This window comes from Castellaniella sp. S9 (assembly GCF_027257175.1).
Taxonomy (GTDB): Bacteria; Pseudomonadota; Gammaproteobacteria; order Burkholderiales; family Burkholderiaceae_B; genus Castellaniella.
This window is the reverse complement of the sequence record NZ_JAPFGD010000002.1, coordinates 331292-349251: the sequence shown is the minus strand read 5'-3', so window position 1 is coordinate 349251 and position 17960 is coordinate 331292. Positions and strand designations below refer to the sequence as shown.

Annotated in this window: 17 protein-coding genes and 1 other RNA gene; 3 read left to right on the top strand and 15 right to left on the bottom strand. The window is 67.3% G+C overall.

Going from position 1 to position 17960, the window contains the following annotated elements:
- Window positions 1-15 precede the first annotated feature (15 nt).
- From OOZ48_RS04360 to carA, 4 genes are all read right to left on the bottom strand, one after another.
- The gene (locus tag OOZ48_RS04360; RefSeq protein ID WP_269495988.1) at window positions 16-786 is read right to left on the bottom strand and encodes an ABC transporter permease; all 771 of its coding nucleotides are present in this window, start codon (window positions 784-786) and stop codon (window positions 16-18) included.
- Between the two features lie 118 nt (window positions 787-904).
- On the bottom strand, window positions 905-1576 hold the full coding sequence (locus OOZ48_RS04355; protein WP_442867524.1) for a TetR/AcrR family transcriptional regulator: 672 nt from the start codon (window positions 1574-1576) through the stop codon (window positions 905-907).
- A 59-nt stretch (window positions 1577-1635) separates the two neighbouring features.
- Window positions 1636-4866, bottom strand: a complete 3231-nt coding sequence (carB, locus tag OOZ48_RS04350; RefSeq protein WP_269495985.1) for a carbamoyl-phosphate synthase large subunit — start codon at window positions 4864-4866, stop codon at window positions 1636-1638.
- Window positions 4867-4884: 18 nt separating this feature from the next.
- Window positions 4885-6054 (bottom strand): glutamine-hydrolyzing carbamoyl-phosphate synthase small subunit, encoded by a 1170-nt coding sequence (carA, locus tag OOZ48_RS04345; RefSeq protein WP_442867523.1) that lies wholly within the window; start codon window positions 6052-6054, stop codon window positions 4885-4887.
- Between the two features lie 123 nt (window positions 6055-6177).
- Here carA and tal point away from each other — a divergent pair, with 123 nt between their 5' ends.
- Window positions 6178-7140 (top strand): transaldolase, encoded by a 963-nt coding sequence (tal, locus tag OOZ48_RS04340; RefSeq protein WP_269495983.1) that lies wholly within the window; start codon window positions 6178-6180, stop codon window positions 7138-7140.
- Between the two features lie 16 nt (window positions 7141-7156).
- Here the strand turns inward: tal and OOZ48_RS04335 are convergent, their stop codons facing one another.
- From OOZ48_RS04335 to ffs, 7 genes are all read right to left on the bottom strand, one after another.
- On the bottom strand, window positions 7157-7945 hold the full coding sequence (locus tag OOZ48_RS04335) for an ABC transporter permease (RefSeq protein ID WP_269495982.1): 789 nt from the start codon (window positions 7943-7945) through the stop codon (window positions 7157-7159).
- Window position 7946: 1 nt separating this feature from the next.
- A complete protein-coding gene (locus OOZ48_RS04330) occupies window positions 7947-8747 on the bottom strand; it encodes an ABC transporter ATP-binding protein (protein WP_269495981.1) in 801 nt (266 codons plus the stop codon).
- Window positions 8740-9780 carry an ABC transporter substrate-binding protein gene (locus OOZ48_RS04325; RefSeq protein WP_269495980.1) on the bottom strand — a complete coding sequence of 347 codons (1041 nt, stop codon included), beginning with the start codon at window positions 9778-9780 and terminating at the stop codon, window positions 8740-8742. Before OOZ48_RS04325 ends, OOZ48_RS04330 begins: the two co-directional genes overlap by 8 nt.
- 103 nt (window positions 9781-9883) lie before the next feature.
- Window positions 9884-10492, bottom strand: a complete 609-nt coding sequence (gene recR / locus OOZ48_RS04320; RefSeq protein WP_269495979.1) for a recombination mediator RecR — start codon at window positions 10490-10492, stop codon at window positions 9884-9886.
- A complete protein-coding gene (locus tag OOZ48_RS04315; protein ID WP_269495978.1) occupies window positions 10492-10818 on the bottom strand; it encodes a YbaB/EbfC family nucleoid-associated protein in 327 nt (108 codons plus the stop codon). Before OOZ48_RS04315 ends, recR begins: the two co-directional genes overlap by 1 nt.
- A gap of 38 nt (window positions 10819-10856) precedes the next feature.
- Window positions 10857-12833, bottom strand: coding sequence for a DNA polymerase III subunit gamma/tau (gene dnaX, locus OOZ48_RS04310; RefSeq protein ID WP_269495977.1), 1977 nt, complete (start codon window positions 12831-12833; stop codon window positions 10857-10859).
- A 27-nt stretch (window positions 12834-12860) separates the two neighbouring features.
- An RNA gene (gene ffs / locus OOZ48_RS04305) (signal recognition particle sRNA small type) lies at window positions 12861-12958 on the bottom strand.
- A gap of 58 nt (window positions 12959-13016) precedes the next feature.
- On the opposite strand from ffs, the gene OOZ48_RS04300 reads away from it, so the two are divergent.
- The gene (locus tag OOZ48_RS04300; protein ID WP_269495976.1) at window positions 13017-13865 is read left to right on the top strand and encodes a TOBE domain-containing protein; all 849 of its coding nucleotides are present in this window, start codon (window positions 13017-13019) and stop codon (window positions 13863-13865) included.
- Here the strand turns inward: OOZ48_RS04300 and OOZ48_RS04295 are convergent.
- The 3 genes from OOZ48_RS04295 to modA all read right to left on the bottom strand — a co-directional run bounded on the left by OOZ48_RS04295 (window position 13828) and on the right by modA (window position 16074).
- Window positions 13828-14544: an ATP-binding cassette domain-containing protein gene (locus OOZ48_RS04295; protein WP_269495975.1), complete on the bottom strand. Its 717-nt coding sequence runs from the start codon at window positions 14542-14544 to the stop codon at window positions 13828-13830. The two genes, OOZ48_RS04300 and OOZ48_RS04295, sit on opposite strands and share 38 nt — an antisense overlap.
- On the bottom strand, window positions 14541-15230 hold the full coding sequence (gene modB, locus OOZ48_RS04290) for a molybdate ABC transporter permease subunit (RefSeq protein WP_269495974.1): 690 nt from the start codon (window positions 15228-15230) through the stop codon (window positions 14541-14543). The genes OOZ48_RS04295 and modB overlap by 4 nt, the downstream gene beginning before the upstream one ends.
- A gap of 94 nt (window positions 15231-15324) precedes the next feature.
- On the bottom strand, window positions 15325-16074 hold the full coding sequence (gene modA, locus OOZ48_RS04285) for a molybdate ABC transporter substrate-binding protein (protein WP_269495973.1): 750 nt from the start codon (window positions 16072-16074) through the stop codon (window positions 15325-15327).
- Between the two features lie 197 nt (window positions 16075-16271).
- Here modA and OOZ48_RS04280 point away from each other — a divergent pair, with 197 nt between their 5' ends.
- Window positions 16272-17135: a helix-turn-helix domain-containing protein gene (locus OOZ48_RS04280; RefSeq protein WP_269495972.1), complete on the top strand. Its 864-nt coding sequence runs from the start codon at window positions 16272-16274 to the stop codon at window positions 17133-17135.
- A gap of 30 nt (window positions 17136-17165) precedes the next feature.
- On the opposite strand, the gene OOZ48_RS04275 is transcribed toward OOZ48_RS04280, so the two are convergent.
- A complete protein-coding gene (locus OOZ48_RS04275) occupies window positions 17166-17948 on the bottom strand; it encodes an enoyl-CoA hydratase/isomerase family protein (RefSeq protein WP_269495971.1) in 783 nt (260 codons plus the stop codon).
- Window positions 17949-17960 lie beyond the last annotated feature (12 nt).

Genomic DNA, 17960 nt, shown 5'->3' with positions numbered 1-17960 from the left:
CGAGCCCGCCATCATCTAATTGACGCGCTGCGAGGCATGCCAGGGGATCATCATGCGCTCGATCAGGTCGACGACCGCGAACAGCAGCACGCCGATGACCGACAGCAGCACCAAGCCGGCGAACATCAGCGGCAGGTCGAAGTTTCCGTTGGCCACCTGCAGGACGTAGCCGATGCCGGAATTCGAGCCCACGAATTCGCCCACCACCGCACCGACCACGGCGAGCGTGACCGACACCTTGAGGCCGCTGAACATGGCCGGCAGCGCCGCCGGCAGGCTGATCTTGAAAAAGGTCTGCAGCCGGCTCGCGCCCATGGAGCGGGCCAGGTCGAGCATATCGGACTCGACCGACTTGAAGCCCATGACGGTGGACACGACAATCGGGAAAAAGCCCAGCAGAAACGCGGTGATGACCTTGGGGAGGATGCCGAAGCCGAACCACACCACGAACAGCGGGGCGATCGCGACCTTGGGCACGCTTTGCGAGAACACCAGCAGCGGATAGACGTAGGATTCGACGATCCGGGAATAGGCGATCACCATGGCGATCGGCACGCCGACCACGATGGACAGGAGAAAGCCCCAGACGGTCGCCTCGGTGGTGAAGTAGCTTTCGGACAGCAGCATCGGCCATTGCTCGACGAGCTGGACCATGACTTTGCCCGGCGGCGGGATGAGGTAGGCGGGAATGCTGAAAAGCCGGATGGTGAGATCCCAGAGCACGACCAGGAACACGACCAGCAGGATCGGCCGTATGGCCGGTGACATGATCAACTTGCGAAACATCCAGGGCTCCCCGCAGTGTCGCCTGCCATGTTCCGGCCTGCGCCCCACGTTTTTTCCTTAATTCACTGAATGGTGAATTATGATCGTAAGGCGAATCAGGTGTCAATAACGACCGGGCCTAGGGATATCCCTCGCCGTCGTCCGGCTGGCTGGACGCGTAGCCGACCACCAGGTCGGTCATGTGGGCCAGGCGCTGGTCCAGGGCGTCGGGCGCGCGCAGGTCGCGTCCGAAGATCACCGACAGGGTGTGGTTGTTGGCCAGGTAGAAGAAGCCCAGCGAGGCGATGGAGATATAGAGCTGCACGGGGTCGATGCCCGCGCGAAAAATGCCTTGCGCGCGACCGCGCGCCAACAGGGTGTCGAGCATCTGCACCAATGGCGAGTGCATTTCGCGGATCTTGCTGGATTTCTTGAGGTGGCTGGCCCGCAGCAGGTTTTCGCTGCCCAGCAGGGACAGGAATTCGGGATGCTCGAGGAAATAATGCCAGGTGAAGGTCACCAGCTTGCGCAGGGCCTGGACCGGATCGAGCACATCGAGGTGCAGCCCCTGCTCGGCCGCCCGGATGTCCGCATACGCACCCTCCAGCACCGACAGGAACAGGGCGTTCTTGTTGCCGAAGTAATAGTAGATCAGGCGCTTGTTGACGCCCGCGCGCTCGGCGATGCGGTCGACCCGCCCGCCGGCGAAACCGTGCTCGGCGAATTCGTCGCGCGCCGCCCTCAGGATCGCGGCCTGGGAGCGGTCGGTGTCGCGCGAGGCGGGAAGATGCGTGGCGTGGGTCGGTTCCATGAGGGGCATTTTACGGGCGCTCGGCCTGTTCGAGGCCGGCGCCCGGGTCCATGGAACGGTCAGGCCGCGTGCATGGCCTGCAGGGCGTAGACCTTCAGGCCGCCGCCATGGCGCAGGTACTGCAGCCCCTCGACCGCGGCGCGCGCACCGGCGATGGTCGTGAAGAACGTCACCCGGTTGGCCAGGGACTGGATGCGGATGGTGCGCGAGTCGGCGATGGCATTGCGGCGCTCTTCGACGGTGTTGATGACCATCGCGATCTCGCCGTTCTTGAGCATGTCGACGATGTTGGGGCGGCCCTCGGTGACCTTGTTGACGATCTGCACCCGCAAGCCGGCGCCCTCGATGACGGCGGCCGTGCCGCGCGTGGCCACCAGGTCGAAGCCCATGGCGGCCAGGCCGCGGGCAACCTCGACGGCGCGCGGCTTGTCCTGGTCGCGCACGCTGATGAAGACGCGGCCCGATTCAGGCAGCCAGGCGCCGGCGGCGATCTGCGATTTCACGAAGGCCTCGCCGAAGGATTCGCCCACACCCATCACCTCGCCGGTGGACTTCATCTCGGGCCCCAGGATGGTGTCCACGCCGGGGAACTTGACGAAGGGGAAGACGGCCTCCTTGACGCAATAGTGGCGCGGCGCCGGGATCGAGGCGATGCCTTGATCCGCCAGCGTGCTGCCCGCCATCACGCGCGCGGCGATCTTGGCGAGCTGCTTGCCGGTGGCCTTGGAGACGTACGGCACGGTGCGCGAGGCGCGCGGGTTGACCTCGAGCACGTAGACCTCGCCGTCCTGGATGGCGAACTGCACGTTCATCAGACCCTTGACGCCCAGGGCGCGCGCCATCAGGGCGGTCTGGCGCTCGATCTCGGCGACCGTCTCGTCCGACAGCGAATACGGCGGCAGGCTGCAGGCCGAATCGCCCGAGTGCACGCCGGCCTGCTCGATGTGCTCCATCACGCCGCCGATGATGACCTGCTCGCCGTCGGCCAGGCAGTCCACGTCGACTTCGGTGGCATTGTTCAGGAAGTGGTCCAGCAGCACCGGGGAATCGTTGCTGACCTTGACGGCCTCGCGCATGTAGCGCTCGAGATCCTGGGGCTCGTGGACGATCTCCATGGCGCGGCCGCCCAGGACGTAGCTGGGGCGCACCACCAGGGGATAGCCGATTTCGCCGGCCAGGGCGAGGGCCTCGTTCTCGGTGCGCGCCGTGCGGTTGGCGGGCTGGCGCAGGCCGAGCTTGGTCAATAGTTTCTGGAACCGTTCGCGGTCCTCGGCCACGTCGATCGAATCGGGGCTGGTGCCGATGATGGGCACGCCGTTGGCCTCGAGCGCGCGCGCGAGCTTCAGCGGGGTCTGGCCGCCGTACTGGACGATCACGCCGGCCGGGTTTTCCTTGTGCACGATCTCGAGCACGTCCTCGAGCGTCAGGGGCTCGAAGTACAGGCGGTCGGAGGTGTCGTAGTCGGTGGAGACCGTCTCGGGGTTGCAGTTGACCATGATGGTCTCGAAGCCGTCCTCGCGCAGCGCCAGCGCGGCATGCACGCAGCAGTAGTCGAACTCGATGCCTTGGCCGATGCGGTTGGGGCCGCCCCCCAGGACGATGATCTTGCGGCGGTCCGTGGGCTCGGCCTCGCACTCGTCCTCGTAGGTGGAGTACAGATAGGCGGTTGTGGTGGGGAATTCGGCCGCGCAGGTGTCGACGCGCTTGTAGACGGGGCGCACGTTCATCTGGTGGCGCAGCTTGCGCACCTCGGCCTCGGTGGTGTCCAGCAGGAAGGCCAGGCGCCGGTCCGAGAAGCCGCGCCGCTTGAGTTCGCGGACCGTGCGGTCGTCGAGATCGCTGAGGGTGCGTTGCTCGAGAGCCAGCTCGATGTCGACGATTTCCTTGATCTGGGCGAGGAACCACGGGTCGATGCTCGTCAGGGCATGGACCTCGTCGAGGGTAAAGCCCTGCGCGAAGGCGTCGCCCACGTACCAGATGCGCTCGGGGCCGGGCTCGCCCAGTTCGATCTGCAGGCGTTCGCGATCGGTGGTCTTCTGATTGAGGCCGTCGACGCCGACCTCGAGGCCGCGCAAGGCCTTCTGAAACGATTCCTGGAAGGTGCGGCCGATGGCCATGACCTCGCCCACCGATTTCATCTGGGTGGTCAGGCGGGCGTCGGCCTGCGGGAACTTCTCGAAGGCGAAGCGCGGGACCTTGGTGACGACGTAGTCGATGGCCGGCTCGAACGAGGCCGGGGTCGCGCCGCCGGTGATCTCGTTGCGCAGTTCGTCGAGCGTATAGCCCACCGCCAGGCGCGCGGCCACCTTGGCGATCGGAAAGCCGGTGGCCTTGGACGCCAGGGCCGAGGATCGCGAGACGCGCGGGTTCATCTCGATGACGATCATGCGGCCGTTGGCCGGATTGACGGCGAACTGCACGTTCGATCCGCCGGTGTCCACGCCGACCTCGCGCAGCACCGCGATCGACGCATCGCGCATGATCTGGTATTCCTTGTCGGTCAAGGTCTGGGACGGGGCCACCGTGATCGAGTCGCCCGTGTGCACGCCCATGGGGTCGAGGTTCTCGATCGAACACACGATGATGCAGTTGTCGACGCTGTCGCGCACGACCTCCATCTCGAATTCCTTCCAGCCCAGCAGGGATTCCTCGATCAGCAGCTCGTTCGTCGGCGAGGCCTCGAGGCCGCGGCGGCAGATCACCTCGAATTCCTCGCTGTTGTAGGCGATCCCCCCGCCCGTGCCGCCCAGCGTGAAACTGGGCCGGATGACCACCGGGAAGCCCGAATGGCCGAGCTCGGCCGCGATGCGGCGCTGGACGTCCCAGGCCTCGTCCATGCTGTGGGCGACGCCGGACTTGGCCGACTCGAGCCCGATGTCGGTCATGGCCTGCTTGAATTTCTGGCGGTCCTCGGCCTTTTCGATGGCCTGGGCATTGGCGCCGATGAGTTCCACCCCGTGACGCTCCAGCACGCCGTGGCGCGCCAGGTCCAGGGCGCAGTTCAGCGCGGTCTGCCCGCCCATGGTGGGCAGCAGCGCGTCGGGTTTTTCCGCCTCGATGATTTTTTCGACCGCCTGCCAGGTGACGGGCTCGATGTAGGTGACGTCGGCCGTCTCCGGATCCGTCATGATGGTGGCCGGATTGCTGTTGACCAGGATGGTGCGGAACCCTTCGGCCTTGAGGGCCTTGCAGGCCTGGGCCCCGGAATAGTCGAATTCGCAGGCCTGGCCGATGATGATCGGGCCGGCGCCGATGATGAGGATGCTCTGGATGTCTGAACGCTTGGGCATGGGATGGCGGTGGTTTTCTTATTGGGAGGACTGGGCCTTGTGGCGGGCCATCAGGTCGATGAACTTGTCGAACAGCACCAGGATGTCGTGCGGTCCCGGGCTGGCCTCGGGGTGGCCCTGGAAGCAGAAGACCGGGCGGTCGGTGAGCTCGAAGCCCTGCAAGGTGCCGTCGAAGAGCGATACGTGGGTGACCCGGGCGTTGGCCGGCAGGGTGTCGCCATCCACCGTGAAGCCGTGGTTCTGGCTGGTGATGAACACGCGGCCGGTGTCGAGGTCCTGCACCGGGTGGTTGGCGCCGTGATGGCCGGCCTTCATCTTGATCGTATGCCCGCCCAGGGTCAGGCCCAGGACCTGCTGGCCCAGGCAGATGCCAAAGAGCGGGATGCCGCGCTCGAGCACGGCGCGGCAAGTGTCGGCCGCATAGTCGCACGCGGCCGGATCACCCGGACCGTTGGACAGGAACACGCCGTCGGGCTGCTGGGCGAGGATGTCCTCGACCGGCGTGGTGGCGGGCACCAGCGTGATGCGGCAGCCGCGGTCGGCCAGCAGGCGCAGGATGTTGGCCTTGATGCCGTAGTCGTAGGCGACGACGTGGAACAGATCGCCGTCGCGGCGGCTGAAGCCCTGGCCCAGCGCCCAGGTGCCCTGGGCCCAGGCCCCGGCCTGCCGGGTGCCGACCGCCGCGGCGAGATCCTGGCCAGCCATGCCCGGAAAGCCGCGGGCGAGCTCGATCGCGCGCTCGACGTCCTCGCCGACCAGGATGCAGGCGCCCTGGGCGCCGTGGTCGCGCAGGATGCGCGTGAGCTTGCGCGTGTCAACGCCCGAGATTGCCACCACGCCCTGCGCCTTGAGGTAGTCGGGCAGGGTCTGGCTGGCGCGGAAGCTGGACATGCGGGCGGGACAGTCGCGCACGACGAGGCCGGCGGCATGCACCTTGGAGGACTCGACGTCCTCGGGATTGACCCCGGTGTTGCCGATGTGCGGATACGTGAGGGTGACGATCTGGCCGCTGTAGCTGGGATCGGTCAGGATTTCCTGATAGCCGGTCATCGAGGTATTGAAGACGATCTCGGCCACGCTGTGGCCGTCCGCCCCGATGGATACGCCCCGAAACACAGTACCGTCAGCCAAGGCTAGAATTGCTGGAACAAGGCCGCTGGGACCCTCGGGAAAGATTGACGGCAGCAAGATAAACCCCGGTTGTAATATCGATATGCAAACTTTCCTATTATACAGTCTCGGACCGCCCCACCCCCCTGCCCCGCCCAAATGCACTACAGTAGGGCTTTTCACATTTTTGTTGCTGCAGCCATGTCCTCCGAACTCGAATCCCTGCGCGCCTTGACCACGGTCGTCGCCGATACCGGCGATTTCGAGGCCATGCGCGCCTATCGTCCCACCGATGCAACGACCAATCCCTCGCTGATCCTCAAGGCCGTCCAGCAGGACGCCTATCGCCCCTTGCTGGAGCAGGTGCTGCGCGACCATCCCGGCGCTGCGCTGGCCGAACAAGTCGATCGCCTGCTGGTCGCCTTCGGCCGCGAGATCCTCGCCATCGTCCCGGGCCGGGTGTCCACCGAGGTCGACGCCCGCCTGTCGTTCGACACCCAGGCCAGCATCGAGCGCGCCCGCCAGATCATCGGCCTGTACGAACGCGCCGGCATCGAGCGCGAACGCGTGCTGATCAAGCTCGCCTCCACCTGGGAAGGCATCCAGGCGGCCCGCGTGCTGCAGGCCGAGGGCATCCACTGCAACCTCACGCTGCTGTTTTCACTGCCCCAGGCGCTGGCCTGCGCCCAGGCCAAGGTCACGCTGATCTCGCCTTTCGTGGGCCGCATCTACGACTGGTTCAAGAAATCCGCCGGGGCGGACTGGGACGAGGCCGCCCATGCCGGCCCCGACGACCCGGGCGTCCGGTCGGTCGAGCGCATCTACACCTATTACAAGGCCTACGACATTCCGACCCAGGTCATGGGCGCGAGCTTTCGCAACATCGGCCAGATCCGCGCCCTGGCGGGCTGCGACCTGTTGACGATCAGCCCCGAATTGCTGGGCCGGCTGGCCGCCAGCACGGCGCCCCTGACGGCCCGTCTAAGCATCGAATCGGCCAAGGCCGAGGCACCGGCCTGGCAGGCCAGCAACGAGGTGGCCTTTCGCACCGAACTGAACCAGGACGCCATGGCCACGGAAAAACTGGCCGAGGGGATCCGGGCATTCACGGCGGATGCGATCAAGCTCGACGCCCTGGTCACGCGGTCGCGGGACGGGGGCTGAGCCGCCCACCGCAGGGTCAGAGCATCCCGGATCCGCCGGGACTCGGGCGCCACGCCAGCAGGCGCCGCTCGACCAGGGTGACCACGCCGTCGAGCAGCAAGGCAAAGACCGTCAATACGACGATCCCCGCAAACACCGTGTTGACGTCGAAGGTGCCCTCGGCCTGCAGGATGAGGTAGCCCACCCCCGCGGCCGATCCCAGGTACTCGCCCACCACCGCGCCCACGAAGGCCAGCCCCACCGACGTGTGCAGGCTGGAGAACACCCAGCTCGTCGCCGAGGGGATGTAGACGTGGCGCAGCAGCTGGCGGCGGCTGGCGCCCAGCATGCGGGCGTTGGCCAGCAGCGTCGGGCTGACCTCGCGCACCCCCTGGTAGACGTTGAAGAACACGATGAAGAACACCAGGGTCACTGCCAGGGCGACCTTGGACCAGATGCCGAGCCCGAACCACATGGCGAAGATCGGCGCCAGAATGACGCGCGGCATCGAGTTGGCGGCGGTGATGTAGGGATCGAGCAGCGCGCTGGCGCCGCGCGACAGGCCGAGCCACAAGCCGAAGCCCAATCCCCCTGCCGTGCCGATCGCAAAGGCCAGCACGGTCTCGATCAGGGTGACCCCCAGGTGGCGGTAGATGCCGGCGTCGGTGACGAACCAGGCCCAGATCACCTGGGCGACCTCGAGGGGCCGGCCAAAGAAGAAAGCCACGTCGCGGTTGGCGGAGGCCAGGTGCCAGATGAGCAGGATCGCCGCCAGCAGCAGGACCTGCAGCGTGCGCAGCAGCGGCGCGGACCAGGGCCCCTTCATGTCAGGCCTGCCTCTGGCGGGCATAGCCCTTGAGGACCTCGTCGCGCAGCACCGCCCAGATGGCCCGGTGCAGCGCGACGAAGCGCGGATGGGTGCGGATCTCGGCCACGTCGCGTGGCCGTGGGATGTCGATGGGAAAATCGCCGATCGGATGGGTGTCGGGCCCGGCCGAGAGCACCACCACCCGGTCGCTCATGGCAATGGCCTCGTCCAAGTCGTGGGTGATGAACAGCACCGCCTTGCGGCTGGCCATCCAGAGGTCCAGGACCTCGTTCTCCATGAGCTGGCGCGTCTGGACGTCGAGCGCGGAAAAAGGCTCGTCCATGAGGATGATGTCGGGATCGCGGATCAAAGTCTGGGCCAGCATGGTGCGCTTGCGCATGCCGCCGGACATCTGGTGCGGATAGCGGTCCTCGAAGCCGCCCAGGCCGACGCGCCGCAGCCAGTCCATGCCGCGCCCACGGGCTTCGGCCGGCGGCACGCCGGCGAACTCGAGCCCCGTCGTCACATTGGCAAGCGCCGTGCGCCAGGGCATCAGCGCCTCCCCCTGGAACATGTAGCCGGCGCGGTGGTTGATGCCCTGCAAGAGGTCGCCGAACACGCGTACCGTGCCTGCCGTCGGCGCCAGCAGGCCCGCGGCCATGTTGAGCAGCGTCGACTTGCCGCAGCCCGTCGGCCCGACCACCGAGACGAACTCGCCCGCGGCCACCGCCAGCGTGGCCTCGCGCATCGCCGTGTACGCGCCGCCCTGCGCCGCCGGAAACGTGCAGGTGACGCGGTCCAGGCCCAGAGCCTCAGGCATGAGGGTATTTCTGGTTTGCCCTGGCGACGAAATCGTTGGTCCAGACCCGGGAGATGTCGATGGCCGACTTGTCGAAGCGCGGCACGAACTCGGCCAGGGCGTTCAAGGCGGTTTGCGGGCCGTCCTCGGGCACCATTCCGTCCGGCGAGAGCGCCTCGAGGTTGCCGCGCAAGGCGAGCTTGTAGAGTTCGGGATCGCCCAGCAGGTAGGTCTTGGGCACCAGGGCGGCGATCTCGTCGGGACCGGCGGACTGGATCCATTTGTCGGCGCGGACCATGGCGTTGGCCAGCGCCTGCGTGGTGTTGGGATGCGCGTCGATGAACGCCTGGGAGGTGTACAGGCACCCCGAGGGCATGTTGCCGCCGAAGATCTGGACAGTGTCCTTGAGGGTGCGCGTATCGGCGATGATCTGCACGGCGTCCTCCTTGAGCAAAGTGCTGATCACCGGGTCGAGATTCGACATCGCATCGATCTGGCCGCTGCGCATGGCGGTCACCGCGCCCGCACCGGCGCCGACCCCGATGAAGGAGGCCTCTGTGGGCTTGATCCCATGCTGGGCCAGGAAGAAGCTGGCCATCATGTTGGTCGAGGAGCCCGGCGCGGTGACGCCGATCTTGCGGCCCTTGAGGTCGGCGGGCGATTGGTAGTTCCCCAGGGTCTGCTTCGAGACCGCCAGCACGATCATCGGCGCCCTGCCCTGCTGTGCGAACGCCCGGTAGTACTGACCCTTGGCCTGCAGGTTGATGGTGTGCTCGAAGGCGCCGGACACCACGTCGGCGCTGCCGCCGACCACGGCCTGCAGGGCCTTGGAGCCCCCGGCGAAATCGGCGATCGTCACATCCAGGCCCTCGTCCTTGAAGTAGCCCTTGAGGTGGGCGACCGACAGGGGCAGGTAATAGATCAGGGCCTGGCCACCCACCGCGATGGTCAGCGAGGTCTTTTCCAGGGACTGCGAACGGGCGATGCCGGGCAGCACCCCCATCAGGCCGGCCGCCCCCGCGGCCTTGAGCAATTCACGACGTGAAACGGGCATGGCGGACTCCCTCGGGACAGTTCCGGCCATGATAACGGGATCGGATGCCAAAATCAGCCGGGAACTTCCCTGCCCACGCGCACCGCGCGGGTATCCGGGAGGGTCAGCCGGGCCGGCGCTCGAGCAGCGCCCAGGCGATGGTGCCGGCGTCCACGTATTCGAGTTCGCCGCCGCTGGGCACGCCACGCGCCAGGCGGCTGACCGTCAGCCCGCGGGCGCGCAGCATGTCGGACAGGTAATGCGCCGTGGTCTCGCCCTCGGCGGTGAAGTTCGTCGCCAGGATGACCTCGCGCACGAGCCCGTCGGTGGCGCGCTCCAGCAGGCGCGCGAACTGGAGCTGGTCCGGGCCTACGCCCTCCAGCGGCGCAAGGCGCCCCATCAGCACGTAGTACAGCCCCCGATAGCCGTGGCTGGCCTCGATCATGTTCTGGTCGGCCGGGGTCTCGACCACGCACAGCAGCGCCGGGTCGCGGTCCGCATGGGCGCAGGTCGGGCACAGTTCGTCCTGCGAGAAGGAATTGCACCGCGCACAATGGCGCAGCTGCCCCACGGCATCCTGCAGGGCACGGCCCAGGCGCAAGGCGCCGTCGGTGTCGTGCTGCAGCAGGTGATACGCCATGCGCCGGGCCGAACGCACACCCACCCCCGGTAGCCCGCGCAGGGCCTGGATCAGGGCGCGCAGCGGTTCGGGCTCGGGCAGGCTGGGGTCCATCAGAACGGCAGCTTCATGCCCGGCGGCAGGGACATCCCGGCGGTGACCTCGGACATTTTTTCCTGGGCCGTGGTCTCGGCCTTGCGCAAGGCATCGTTGAACGCGGCCGCCACGAGATCCTCGATCATGTCGCGGTCGTCGTCGAACAGGGAGGGATCGATCGTCACGCGCTTGACGTCGTGCTTGCAGCTCATGGACACCTTGACCAGGCCGCCGCCCGAGCCCCCCTCGACAATGATGTCGGCCAGGGCTTCCTGCGCCTTTTTCATGTTTTCCTGCATCTGTTGGGCCTGGCGCATCAAGCCCGCGATTTGTCCTTTCATCATGAAGTGATCCGTCCTCAAATATTTGAGCAAAGAATGGACTATACCGCAGGCGGCCGCACCGAACCCGGCACCACTCGGGCGCCGAAAGCCTGCGTCATTGCCTGCACCACGGCGTCCGCCGGGACGGCGTCCTCGGCGGCCTGCTGGCGGGCCGCCCGCGCCGACTGGTCGACCGCATAGGCGGTGTCCTCGCCGGTGGAACCGCACTCGATCTCGAGGCGGATCACCCGCCCGAAATGTTCGGAGAGCACCGTGCGCAAGCGCTCGGGCCCGCCACCCTCGGTCAGGGACTGAATGGCGACCCGCAGGCGCACCTGATGCTCGTCGCCCGAGATCCATTCGCTGTTGACGGCGAGTTCGGCGGCCGCGCCCGTGACCGGCAGGGCCGCCGCCAGCGCCGGCCAGTCGCGCGATCCCACGTCCCGTGGATCCGGCAGGGGCGCCGCCGCGGCCGGCCCGCGGATGCCGGTGGCCGGCACGGCACCCGGTGGCGCCTCGTCGAGGAGGACCTCGTCGTCCTCGATGCCGACGGGCACGAGGCCGTCATCGCCTTCGGGAAAATCCGGAATATCGTCGTCCCAGGCCGGCGGCCCATCCGTGCCCGGCGGCTCGCCGGCGGCTTCGGCTTCGGGTCCGGCTTCGGGTGCAGGTTCGAGTTCGGCGACCGCCGGCAAGGCGGCGTCCGGTTCGGCCTTTGGTGCGGGGGAGGCATCGGGGCCGGGCGCAGCGGGACCGGATGCGGCCGCTGGTCCGGGGACCGCAGGCACGAGTCCGGGAGGCGGCGCGACCTCGGACGCAGCCGGCGGGGGCACAGCCGCCGGGGATGAAGCCGCCGGCGCCATGGCGGGGCCTGCGTCAGGGGCGGCGGAGCGGTCGCCAGCAGGCGCGGGAGCCGGCGCCGCGGCCGGCGGCACAGGCGTTGCCGCCCGGTCGGCGGGCAGCAGCGCCAGCATGCGCAGGCAGGCCATCACGAAACCCGCGTATTCGTCGGGCGCCAGGGAGAGTTCGTGGCGGCTGTTGACCGCCACGGCATAGAACAACTGGACCTCGTCAGGCTGCAAGGCCTGGGCGAGCGCCTGGATCTCGGGCGCCAGGGGGTCGTCGTCCTCGCGGGGAGCGCCCAGGCGCTGGGCGATGGCGATGCGCGACAGCAGCACCGCCAGGTCGGCCAGCGCCGCCTGGTAGGACAGCCCGCGCGCCGCCAGATCGTCGGCCACGGCGAGGATGCCGGGGGTGTCCGCGGCAGCCAGGGCGCGCAGCAGCGTCACCAGGTGATGCTGGTCGAGCGTGCCCAGCATGTCGCGCGCCGCCGCGCCGGTGAGCTGGCCCGCGCTGAACGAAATGGCCTGGTCGGTGAGCGACAGCGCATCGCGCATCGATCCACCCGCCGCCTGCGCGATCAGCCGCAAGGCCTCGGCCTCGGCCGGAATGGATTCCTCGGCCAGGACGTGGCGCAAATGGTCGACGATGGCCGTGACGGTCATCTGCTTGAGGTTGAACTGCAGGCAGCGCGACAGCACGGTCACCGGGATTTTCTGCGGATCGGTGGTCGCGAGGATGAACTTGACGTGCTCGGGGGGTTCCTCGAGGGTCTTGAGCATGGCGTTGAAGGCATGCCCGGTGAGCATGTGGACTTCGTCGATCATGTAGACCTTGTAGCGGGCCGAGGACGGCGCGTAGACGGCCTGCTCGAGCAGCTGGGTCATCTCGTCGACGCCGCGGTTCGAGGCGGCGTCGAGTTCGATGTAGTCCACATAGCGGCCCGCGTCGATCTCGGTGCAGGCCCGGCAATGCCCGCAGGGCGTCGCGGTGACGCCTTGTTCGCAATTCAGGGACTTGGCCAGGATGCGCGACAGGGTGGTCTTGCCCACGCCCCGGGTGCCGGTGAACAGCCAGGCATGGTGCAGGCGGCCGCTGTCCAGTGCATGCGTGAGCGCGCGGACGACGTGGTCCTGCCCGATCAGCGTGTCAAACGAACGTGGACGCCATTTGCGCGCCAATACGAGGTAGCTCATGGATAAGCCGCGATCATGGTCGAAAGAGAAGGCGAGCCTGACTTCGGCACTGGTTCCGCACGGCTGTGGCTGCTTCGTTCCCGACCTGACCAGATTCACCGCCGAACCATGCGAAGGGGCCCGCCGTTGTCATTCTAACAGGACTTCCGGGCCGACGCGGGCGGCGAAAAGGAAAGGAATCCCTTGAGCAATCAGGGACACACACTTACACTCGACGCCATGCCTCGCCCGCCCGCCCCTCCCGAACTCACGACCTCACTGACGCTGCGCAGCCAGGCGCAGAACTGGGGCACCGAACGCCGCATGGCGCTGCTGGCGGCCATCGGCACCGAGGGCTCGATCAGCGCGGCCGCGCGCAAGGTCGGCCTGAGCTACAAGGCCGCCTGGGATGCGGTGGACACCATGAACAACCTGGCGGACAGCCCGCTGGTCGAGCGCGTGACGGGCGGCAAGCGCGGCGGCGGCGCCTCGCTGACGCCGCGCGCCCGCGAGCTGATCGACTGGTACGAGCGCATGCGCCAGGAACACCAGCGGTTCATGGACGTCCTGGCGCGCTTCGGGCCGGATGCGCCGCGCAATCTGGAATTGCTGCAATACATGATGGTGCAGACCTCGGCGCGCAATCGGCTGCTGGGGACCATCCGGCGCATCGTCCCCGGCGAGGTCAATGACGAGGTCACGCTCGAGACCGCCGAGGGCTTGCCCATCGTGGCATTCATCACGCATGCCAGCACGGTTGCGCTGGGCCTGCGCGAGGGCCGCCGCGCCCTCGCCTTCATCAAGGCACCGGCGGTGATGCTGGCGCAGCTCGACCCCGGCGCGCGGCTGTCCGCCCGCAACCAGCTGCGCGGCAGGATTTCGCGCATCGTGGGCGGCAGGCACCAGGCCGAGGTCGGCGTGGATGTGGCGCCGAACACCCGCATCACCGCCACCCTGGGCGGCGAGGATCTGCGCGCCATGGCGCTGGCCGAGGGCCAGGACATCACGGCGGTGTTCAAAGCGTCGGACGTGCTGCTGGGTACGCTGGATTGATGGGCACCGGGCCATGGCCGCGGATGCGGCCTTGGTCGATGTGGAAGACCTCGTCGGCCAGGGCCTCGACGTCGCCCGGGTCGTGCGTGATCAGCACGGTGGGAATGTCGATCTGTGCCTGCAGCCGCGCCAGCTCCAGGCGCATCTGCACCCGCAGGCCGGCGTCCAGCGCGGACAGCGGCTCGTCGAGCAGCATCAGTCCCGGCTCGGTGGACAAGGCGCGCGCCAAGGCCACGCGCTGGCGCTGGCCGCCGGATAATTGGGCCGGATAGTGATCCAGCAGGGCCGCCAGATGGAAGGCCTCGACCCAGCGCTGGGCGGATGCCGGCAACGGGCGCCGGCCGTGGCGGTTGAGCCAGCCGCGCGTCAGGCCGAAGCCGATGTTCTGGCGCACCGTCAGGTGCGGGAACAGCGCGTAGTCCTGGAACAGATAGGCCAGGCGCCGGGCCCTGGGCGGCACGTCGATGCCATGCGCACTGTCGAACAAGACCCTGCCGGCCACCTCGATACGGCCCTCGTCGGGCTTGAGCAGGCCGGCGATGGCCTGCATGGTCAGGCTTTTGCCGGCTCCCGACGGACCGAACAGCGCGACGCGGCGCGCGGCGGTCTCGAGCCGCACATCCAGCTCGAAGCCCGTGTCCCCGCCGACGCGGCGGCGGATGGCGACCCGCAGGCTCATGGCGCGCGCCTCGCCTTGCGCAGCCGGCCCGCGCCCGGCGTCAGCCACGCCGCCAGGCACAGGGCCGCGATGCAGGTGGCCGAGGTGACCAGGACCAGGAAGTTGGCGTAGCCGTCCTCGCCCGCCTGGACGGCCTCGTAGATCGCGATCGACAGGGTCTGGGTCCGGCCCGGGATGCTGCCGGCCACCATCAGGGTCGCGCCGAACTCGCCCAGCGCCCGCGCAAACGCCAGCAGCACCCCGGCCAGGATGCCGCGCGAGGCCAGCGGCAGGCTGACCCGGAAGAACACCGCCGCGGGCGACACGCCCAGGACCGAGGCCGCCTGCTCGAGGCGATGATCCACGTCCAGGAAAGCGGCACGCGCGGCCTTCAGCACCATGGGGAATGCCACGACCGAGGCGGCCACCACCGCCCCCTGCCAGGTGAAGACCAATTCGATCCCCATGTCGGCCAGCCAGGGCCCCAGCCATCCGCGCCGGCCCAGCAGCACCAGCAGGTAATAACCCGTCACCGTCGGCGGCAGGACCATGGGCAGGGTCAGGACGGCGTCGACCAGGTCGCACCAGCGCGACGACCACAGCGACAGGCCGTAGGCCACCGCCACGCCCAGCACCGTCGCCAACAGGGTCGCCCAGGCGGCGACCTTGAGCGACAACAGCAGAGGCACCCAGACGCTGCTGCTCATGACCTCACGCCCTCGCCCCGCCCGCCCGCCCGCGCGAATGCCGCCATCCAAGGCCCGGCGGTATGTGTCCGCGGCGGCGTATCCGTCCGCGGAATCACGGCTTGGCGAAACCGTACTTCGCCAATATCGACTGGCCCGCGTCCGACAAGACATAGTCGAGGAAGCCCTGCGCCTGCGGCGCCCGGCCCTCGCGCCGGACCAGCGCGATCGGATAGACGACCGGCGTGGGGGTCTGGACCGACTGGACGACCGAGACCTTGTCCTGCATCAGGGCGGCATCGGTGGCGAATACGAAACCGGCATCGACCTCGCCGCGCTCGACGTAGCTGAGGACCTGGCGCACGTTCTGCCCCAGAATCTCGCGCGACTGGACCGCCTGCCAGTCGCCGGACTGCTCGAGCGCCGCCTGCGTGTAGCGGCCGACCGGCACCGACGCCGGATTGCCGAACGCGATGCGCGTGACCTTGTCGCCATGCAGGTCCTCGAGCGAACGGATTCCGGCGGGATTGCCGGCCGGCACGATCAGCACCACCTCATTGCGCACGAAGTCCCGGCGGGTGGAGGGATCGACGGCCTGGGCCTCGACCGCCTTGTCCATCGCCTTTTGGTCGGCCGAGGCGAACACGTCGGCGGGCGCGCCCTGGATGATTTGCTGCAGCACGACGTCGGAAGCGCCGAAATTGGTCTGGACCTGGAGCCCGGGATGCGCCGCCTGGTACTGGGCGGCCAGATCCTTGAAGGCGTTTGTCAGGCTGGCCGCCGCCGAAACCAAAAGGTCCTGCGCCATGGCGGGCGCCATGACGCAGGAGAGTGCGCACGCGAGCATCAAACGTCGAATTTGCATGATTCCTTCCTTGTCGTCGAAACATTATCGTAATATATATAACTATATACCGATAACAAGAATCTTGGGGCGACCAGCCCTCCTCCCGTCGACAGAGGCCGGTGCATCACATAAGTGCTACTATTTTGGCTAGTGATGGGGCGCGATGTCCGCTGGATTGCGCCCCGGCGTCACTCCCCATGACGACGAGGTCAGCAATGTCATCCGCTATCCGGGTTCTCCAGGGGCAATTTGGACGCATCGCCCTGCTCAACATGGACCATCCGCTGGTGAACCATGCGCATTCCCAATGCCATGTGCTGATCAAAGTGGGTGGCTCCGACACCTTTTTTCGGGTGGGCAACAAATACTGTCCACTGAATGCGGACACCGCCGTCCTGATCAACGCCTGGGAGCCTCACGCATACACGCACCACAACCACAACGCGCCGCATACGGTGATCCTGGCGTTCTACATCGAGCCCCTTTGGCTCAGCGAGATCGACAAGTCGTTCATCTCCAGCCAGTCGCCCAATTTTTTTCCACAACCCTGCGTGCATCTGCCGCCGCAGATCCGGGCGCTGTCCGAGAGCCTGGCCACGACGATGCTGTACGGCGGGCAGATCAGCGACGACGCGCTGCAGACGCAGTTGTCGAATTTGATGGTGCTGGTGATCGACGCGTTCTCGGAATGGCGCAGCACGACATACCTCAGCGCCTACGATTTCCCGCACATTCATGATTCCCGGATTCGCCGCGCCATTTCCTACATGCGGGCGAATGCGGGCTCCAAGGTCGACACCGCGGCACTGGCGTCCGAGGCGTGCCTGTCGCGCGCCCACTTCTTCAAGCTGTTTCGCGAACAGACCAACCTGACGCCCACGCTCTATAACAACATCCTGCGGGTCGAGGCGGCCATCCACGGCATCACGGACACGCGTGAGTCCATGAGCACGCTGTCGGCCAACCTGGGGTTCAACGCGCAAAGCCATTTCACGCGTTTTTTCCAGCAGCACACCGGGGTGCTGCCCAGCCAGTACCGCCAGGTGGTCGACGTCTACCAGGCGAACAAGGCCCCCTGAGCCAGCCCGGCGGCACGCCGGTGCCGTGAACTAGACTCCGCGAAAGACCGCCGGCCGCTTGCCATGGAAGGCCTCCACGCCCTCGCGGAAATCCTCGGAGGAACGCAGGCGGCTGTAGCAGTGGCCCTCGAGCTCGATGGCCGTGGACAAGCTGGCATCGTCCGTATCGTTCAGCAGTTTCTTGGCCGTGCGCTGCGCCAGCGGCGAGAACGCCAGGAGTTCGCGCGCCATGGCGTCCGTCGCCTCCTCGAGCTGGGCGTCATCCACGCACTGCGTGGCGATCCCCCAGTCATACGCCTGTTCCCCCGATATGCGGCGCGAGCGCATGACCACGTCCTTGGTGCGCGTGATGCCGATCATTTTCTGCAAGCGCGCGGAACCGCCGGAACCCGGGATTTGTCCCAGCTTCTGTTCAGGCAGTGCGTACTGGGTCGTGTTCGTGACGATGCGAAAATCGCATGCCAGAGACAGTTCGAATCCGACGCCGAAGCAATAGCCGCGGTTGGCGGCGATCACGGGCTTGCTGCAGCGGTACGGCGCCGCGACATTCCAGGCCAGCTTGGAGACATGCTCCGGCGATGCGGCCAGGAAGCCCTTGATGTCGCCACCGCTGGAAAAATGGGTCCCTTGCGCACGCAATACGATGATGCGCACGGCGTCATTGATGTCCAGCGCCTCGAACACCTGGCGCAGCTGATCGCGCTGCGGCATGGAAATCACGTTGAGGGGAGGACGGTCGAGGATGATGTCGGCGCGCTGCGCCTCGGCGTTGATCTGTACGCTGAAGCCATCGTAGTGATTCGTGTGATCCATTGTATTTGCCTA

Bases quoted from the DNA above. Each gene is read 5' to 3' on its own strand.
- OOZ48_RS04360 (WP_269495988.1), bottom strand. From the start codon at position 786: ATGTTTCGCAAGTTGATCATGTCACCGGCCATACGGCCGATCCTGCTG.
- OOZ48_RS04355 (WP_442867524.1), bottom strand. From the start codon at position 1,576: ATGGAACCGACCCACGCCACGCATCTTCCCGCCTCGCGCGACACCGAC.
- carB (WP_269495985.1), bottom strand. From the start codon at position 4,866: ATGCCCAAGCGTTCAGACATCCAGAGCATCCTCATCATCGGCGCCGGC.
- tal (WP_269495983.1), top strand. From the start codon at position 6,178: ATGTCCTCCGAACTCGAATCCCTGCGCGCCTTGACCACGGTCGTCGCC.
- OOZ48_RS04335 (WP_269495982.1), bottom strand. From the start codon at position 7,945: ATGAAGGGGCCCTGGTCCGCGCCGCTGCTGCGCACGCTGCAGGTCCTG.
- OOZ48_RS04330 (WP_269495981.1), bottom strand. From the start codon at position 8,747: ATGCCTGAGGCTCTGGGCCTGGACCGCGTCACCTGCACGTTTCCGGCG.
- OOZ48_RS04325 (WP_269495980.1), bottom strand. From the start codon at position 9,780: ATGCCCGTTTCACGTCGTGAATTGCTCAAGGCCGCGGGGGCGGCCGGC.
- recR (WP_269495979.1), bottom strand. From the start codon at position 10,492: ATGGACCCCAGCCTGCCCGAGCCCGAACCGCTGCGCGCCCTGATCCAG.
- OOZ48_RS04315 (WP_269495978.1), bottom strand. From the start codon at position 10,818: ATGATGAAAGGACAAATCGCGGGCTTGATGCGCCAGGCCCAACAGATG.
- dnaX (WP_269495977.1), bottom strand. From the start codon at position 12,833: ATGAGCTACCTCGTATTGGCGCGCAAATGGCGTCCACGTTCGTTTGAC.
- OOZ48_RS04295 (WP_269495975.1), bottom strand. From the start codon at position 14,544: ATGAGCCTGCGGGTCGCCATCCGCCGCCGCGTCGGCGGGGACACGGGC.
- modB (WP_269495974.1), bottom strand. From the start codon at position 15,230: ATGAGCAGCAGCGTCTGGGTGCCTCTGCTGTTGTCGCTCAAGGTCGCC.
- modA (WP_269495973.1), bottom strand. From the start codon at position 16,074: ATGCAAATTCGACGTTTGATGCTCGCGTGCGCACTCTCCTGCGTCATG.
- OOZ48_RS04280 (WP_269495972.1), top strand. From the start codon at position 16,272: ATGTCATCCGCTATCCGGGTTCTCCAGGGGCAATTTGGACGCATCGCC.
- OOZ48_RS04275 (WP_269495971.1), bottom strand. From the start codon at position 17,948: ATGGATCACACGAATCACTACGATGGCTTCAGCGTACAGATCAACGCC.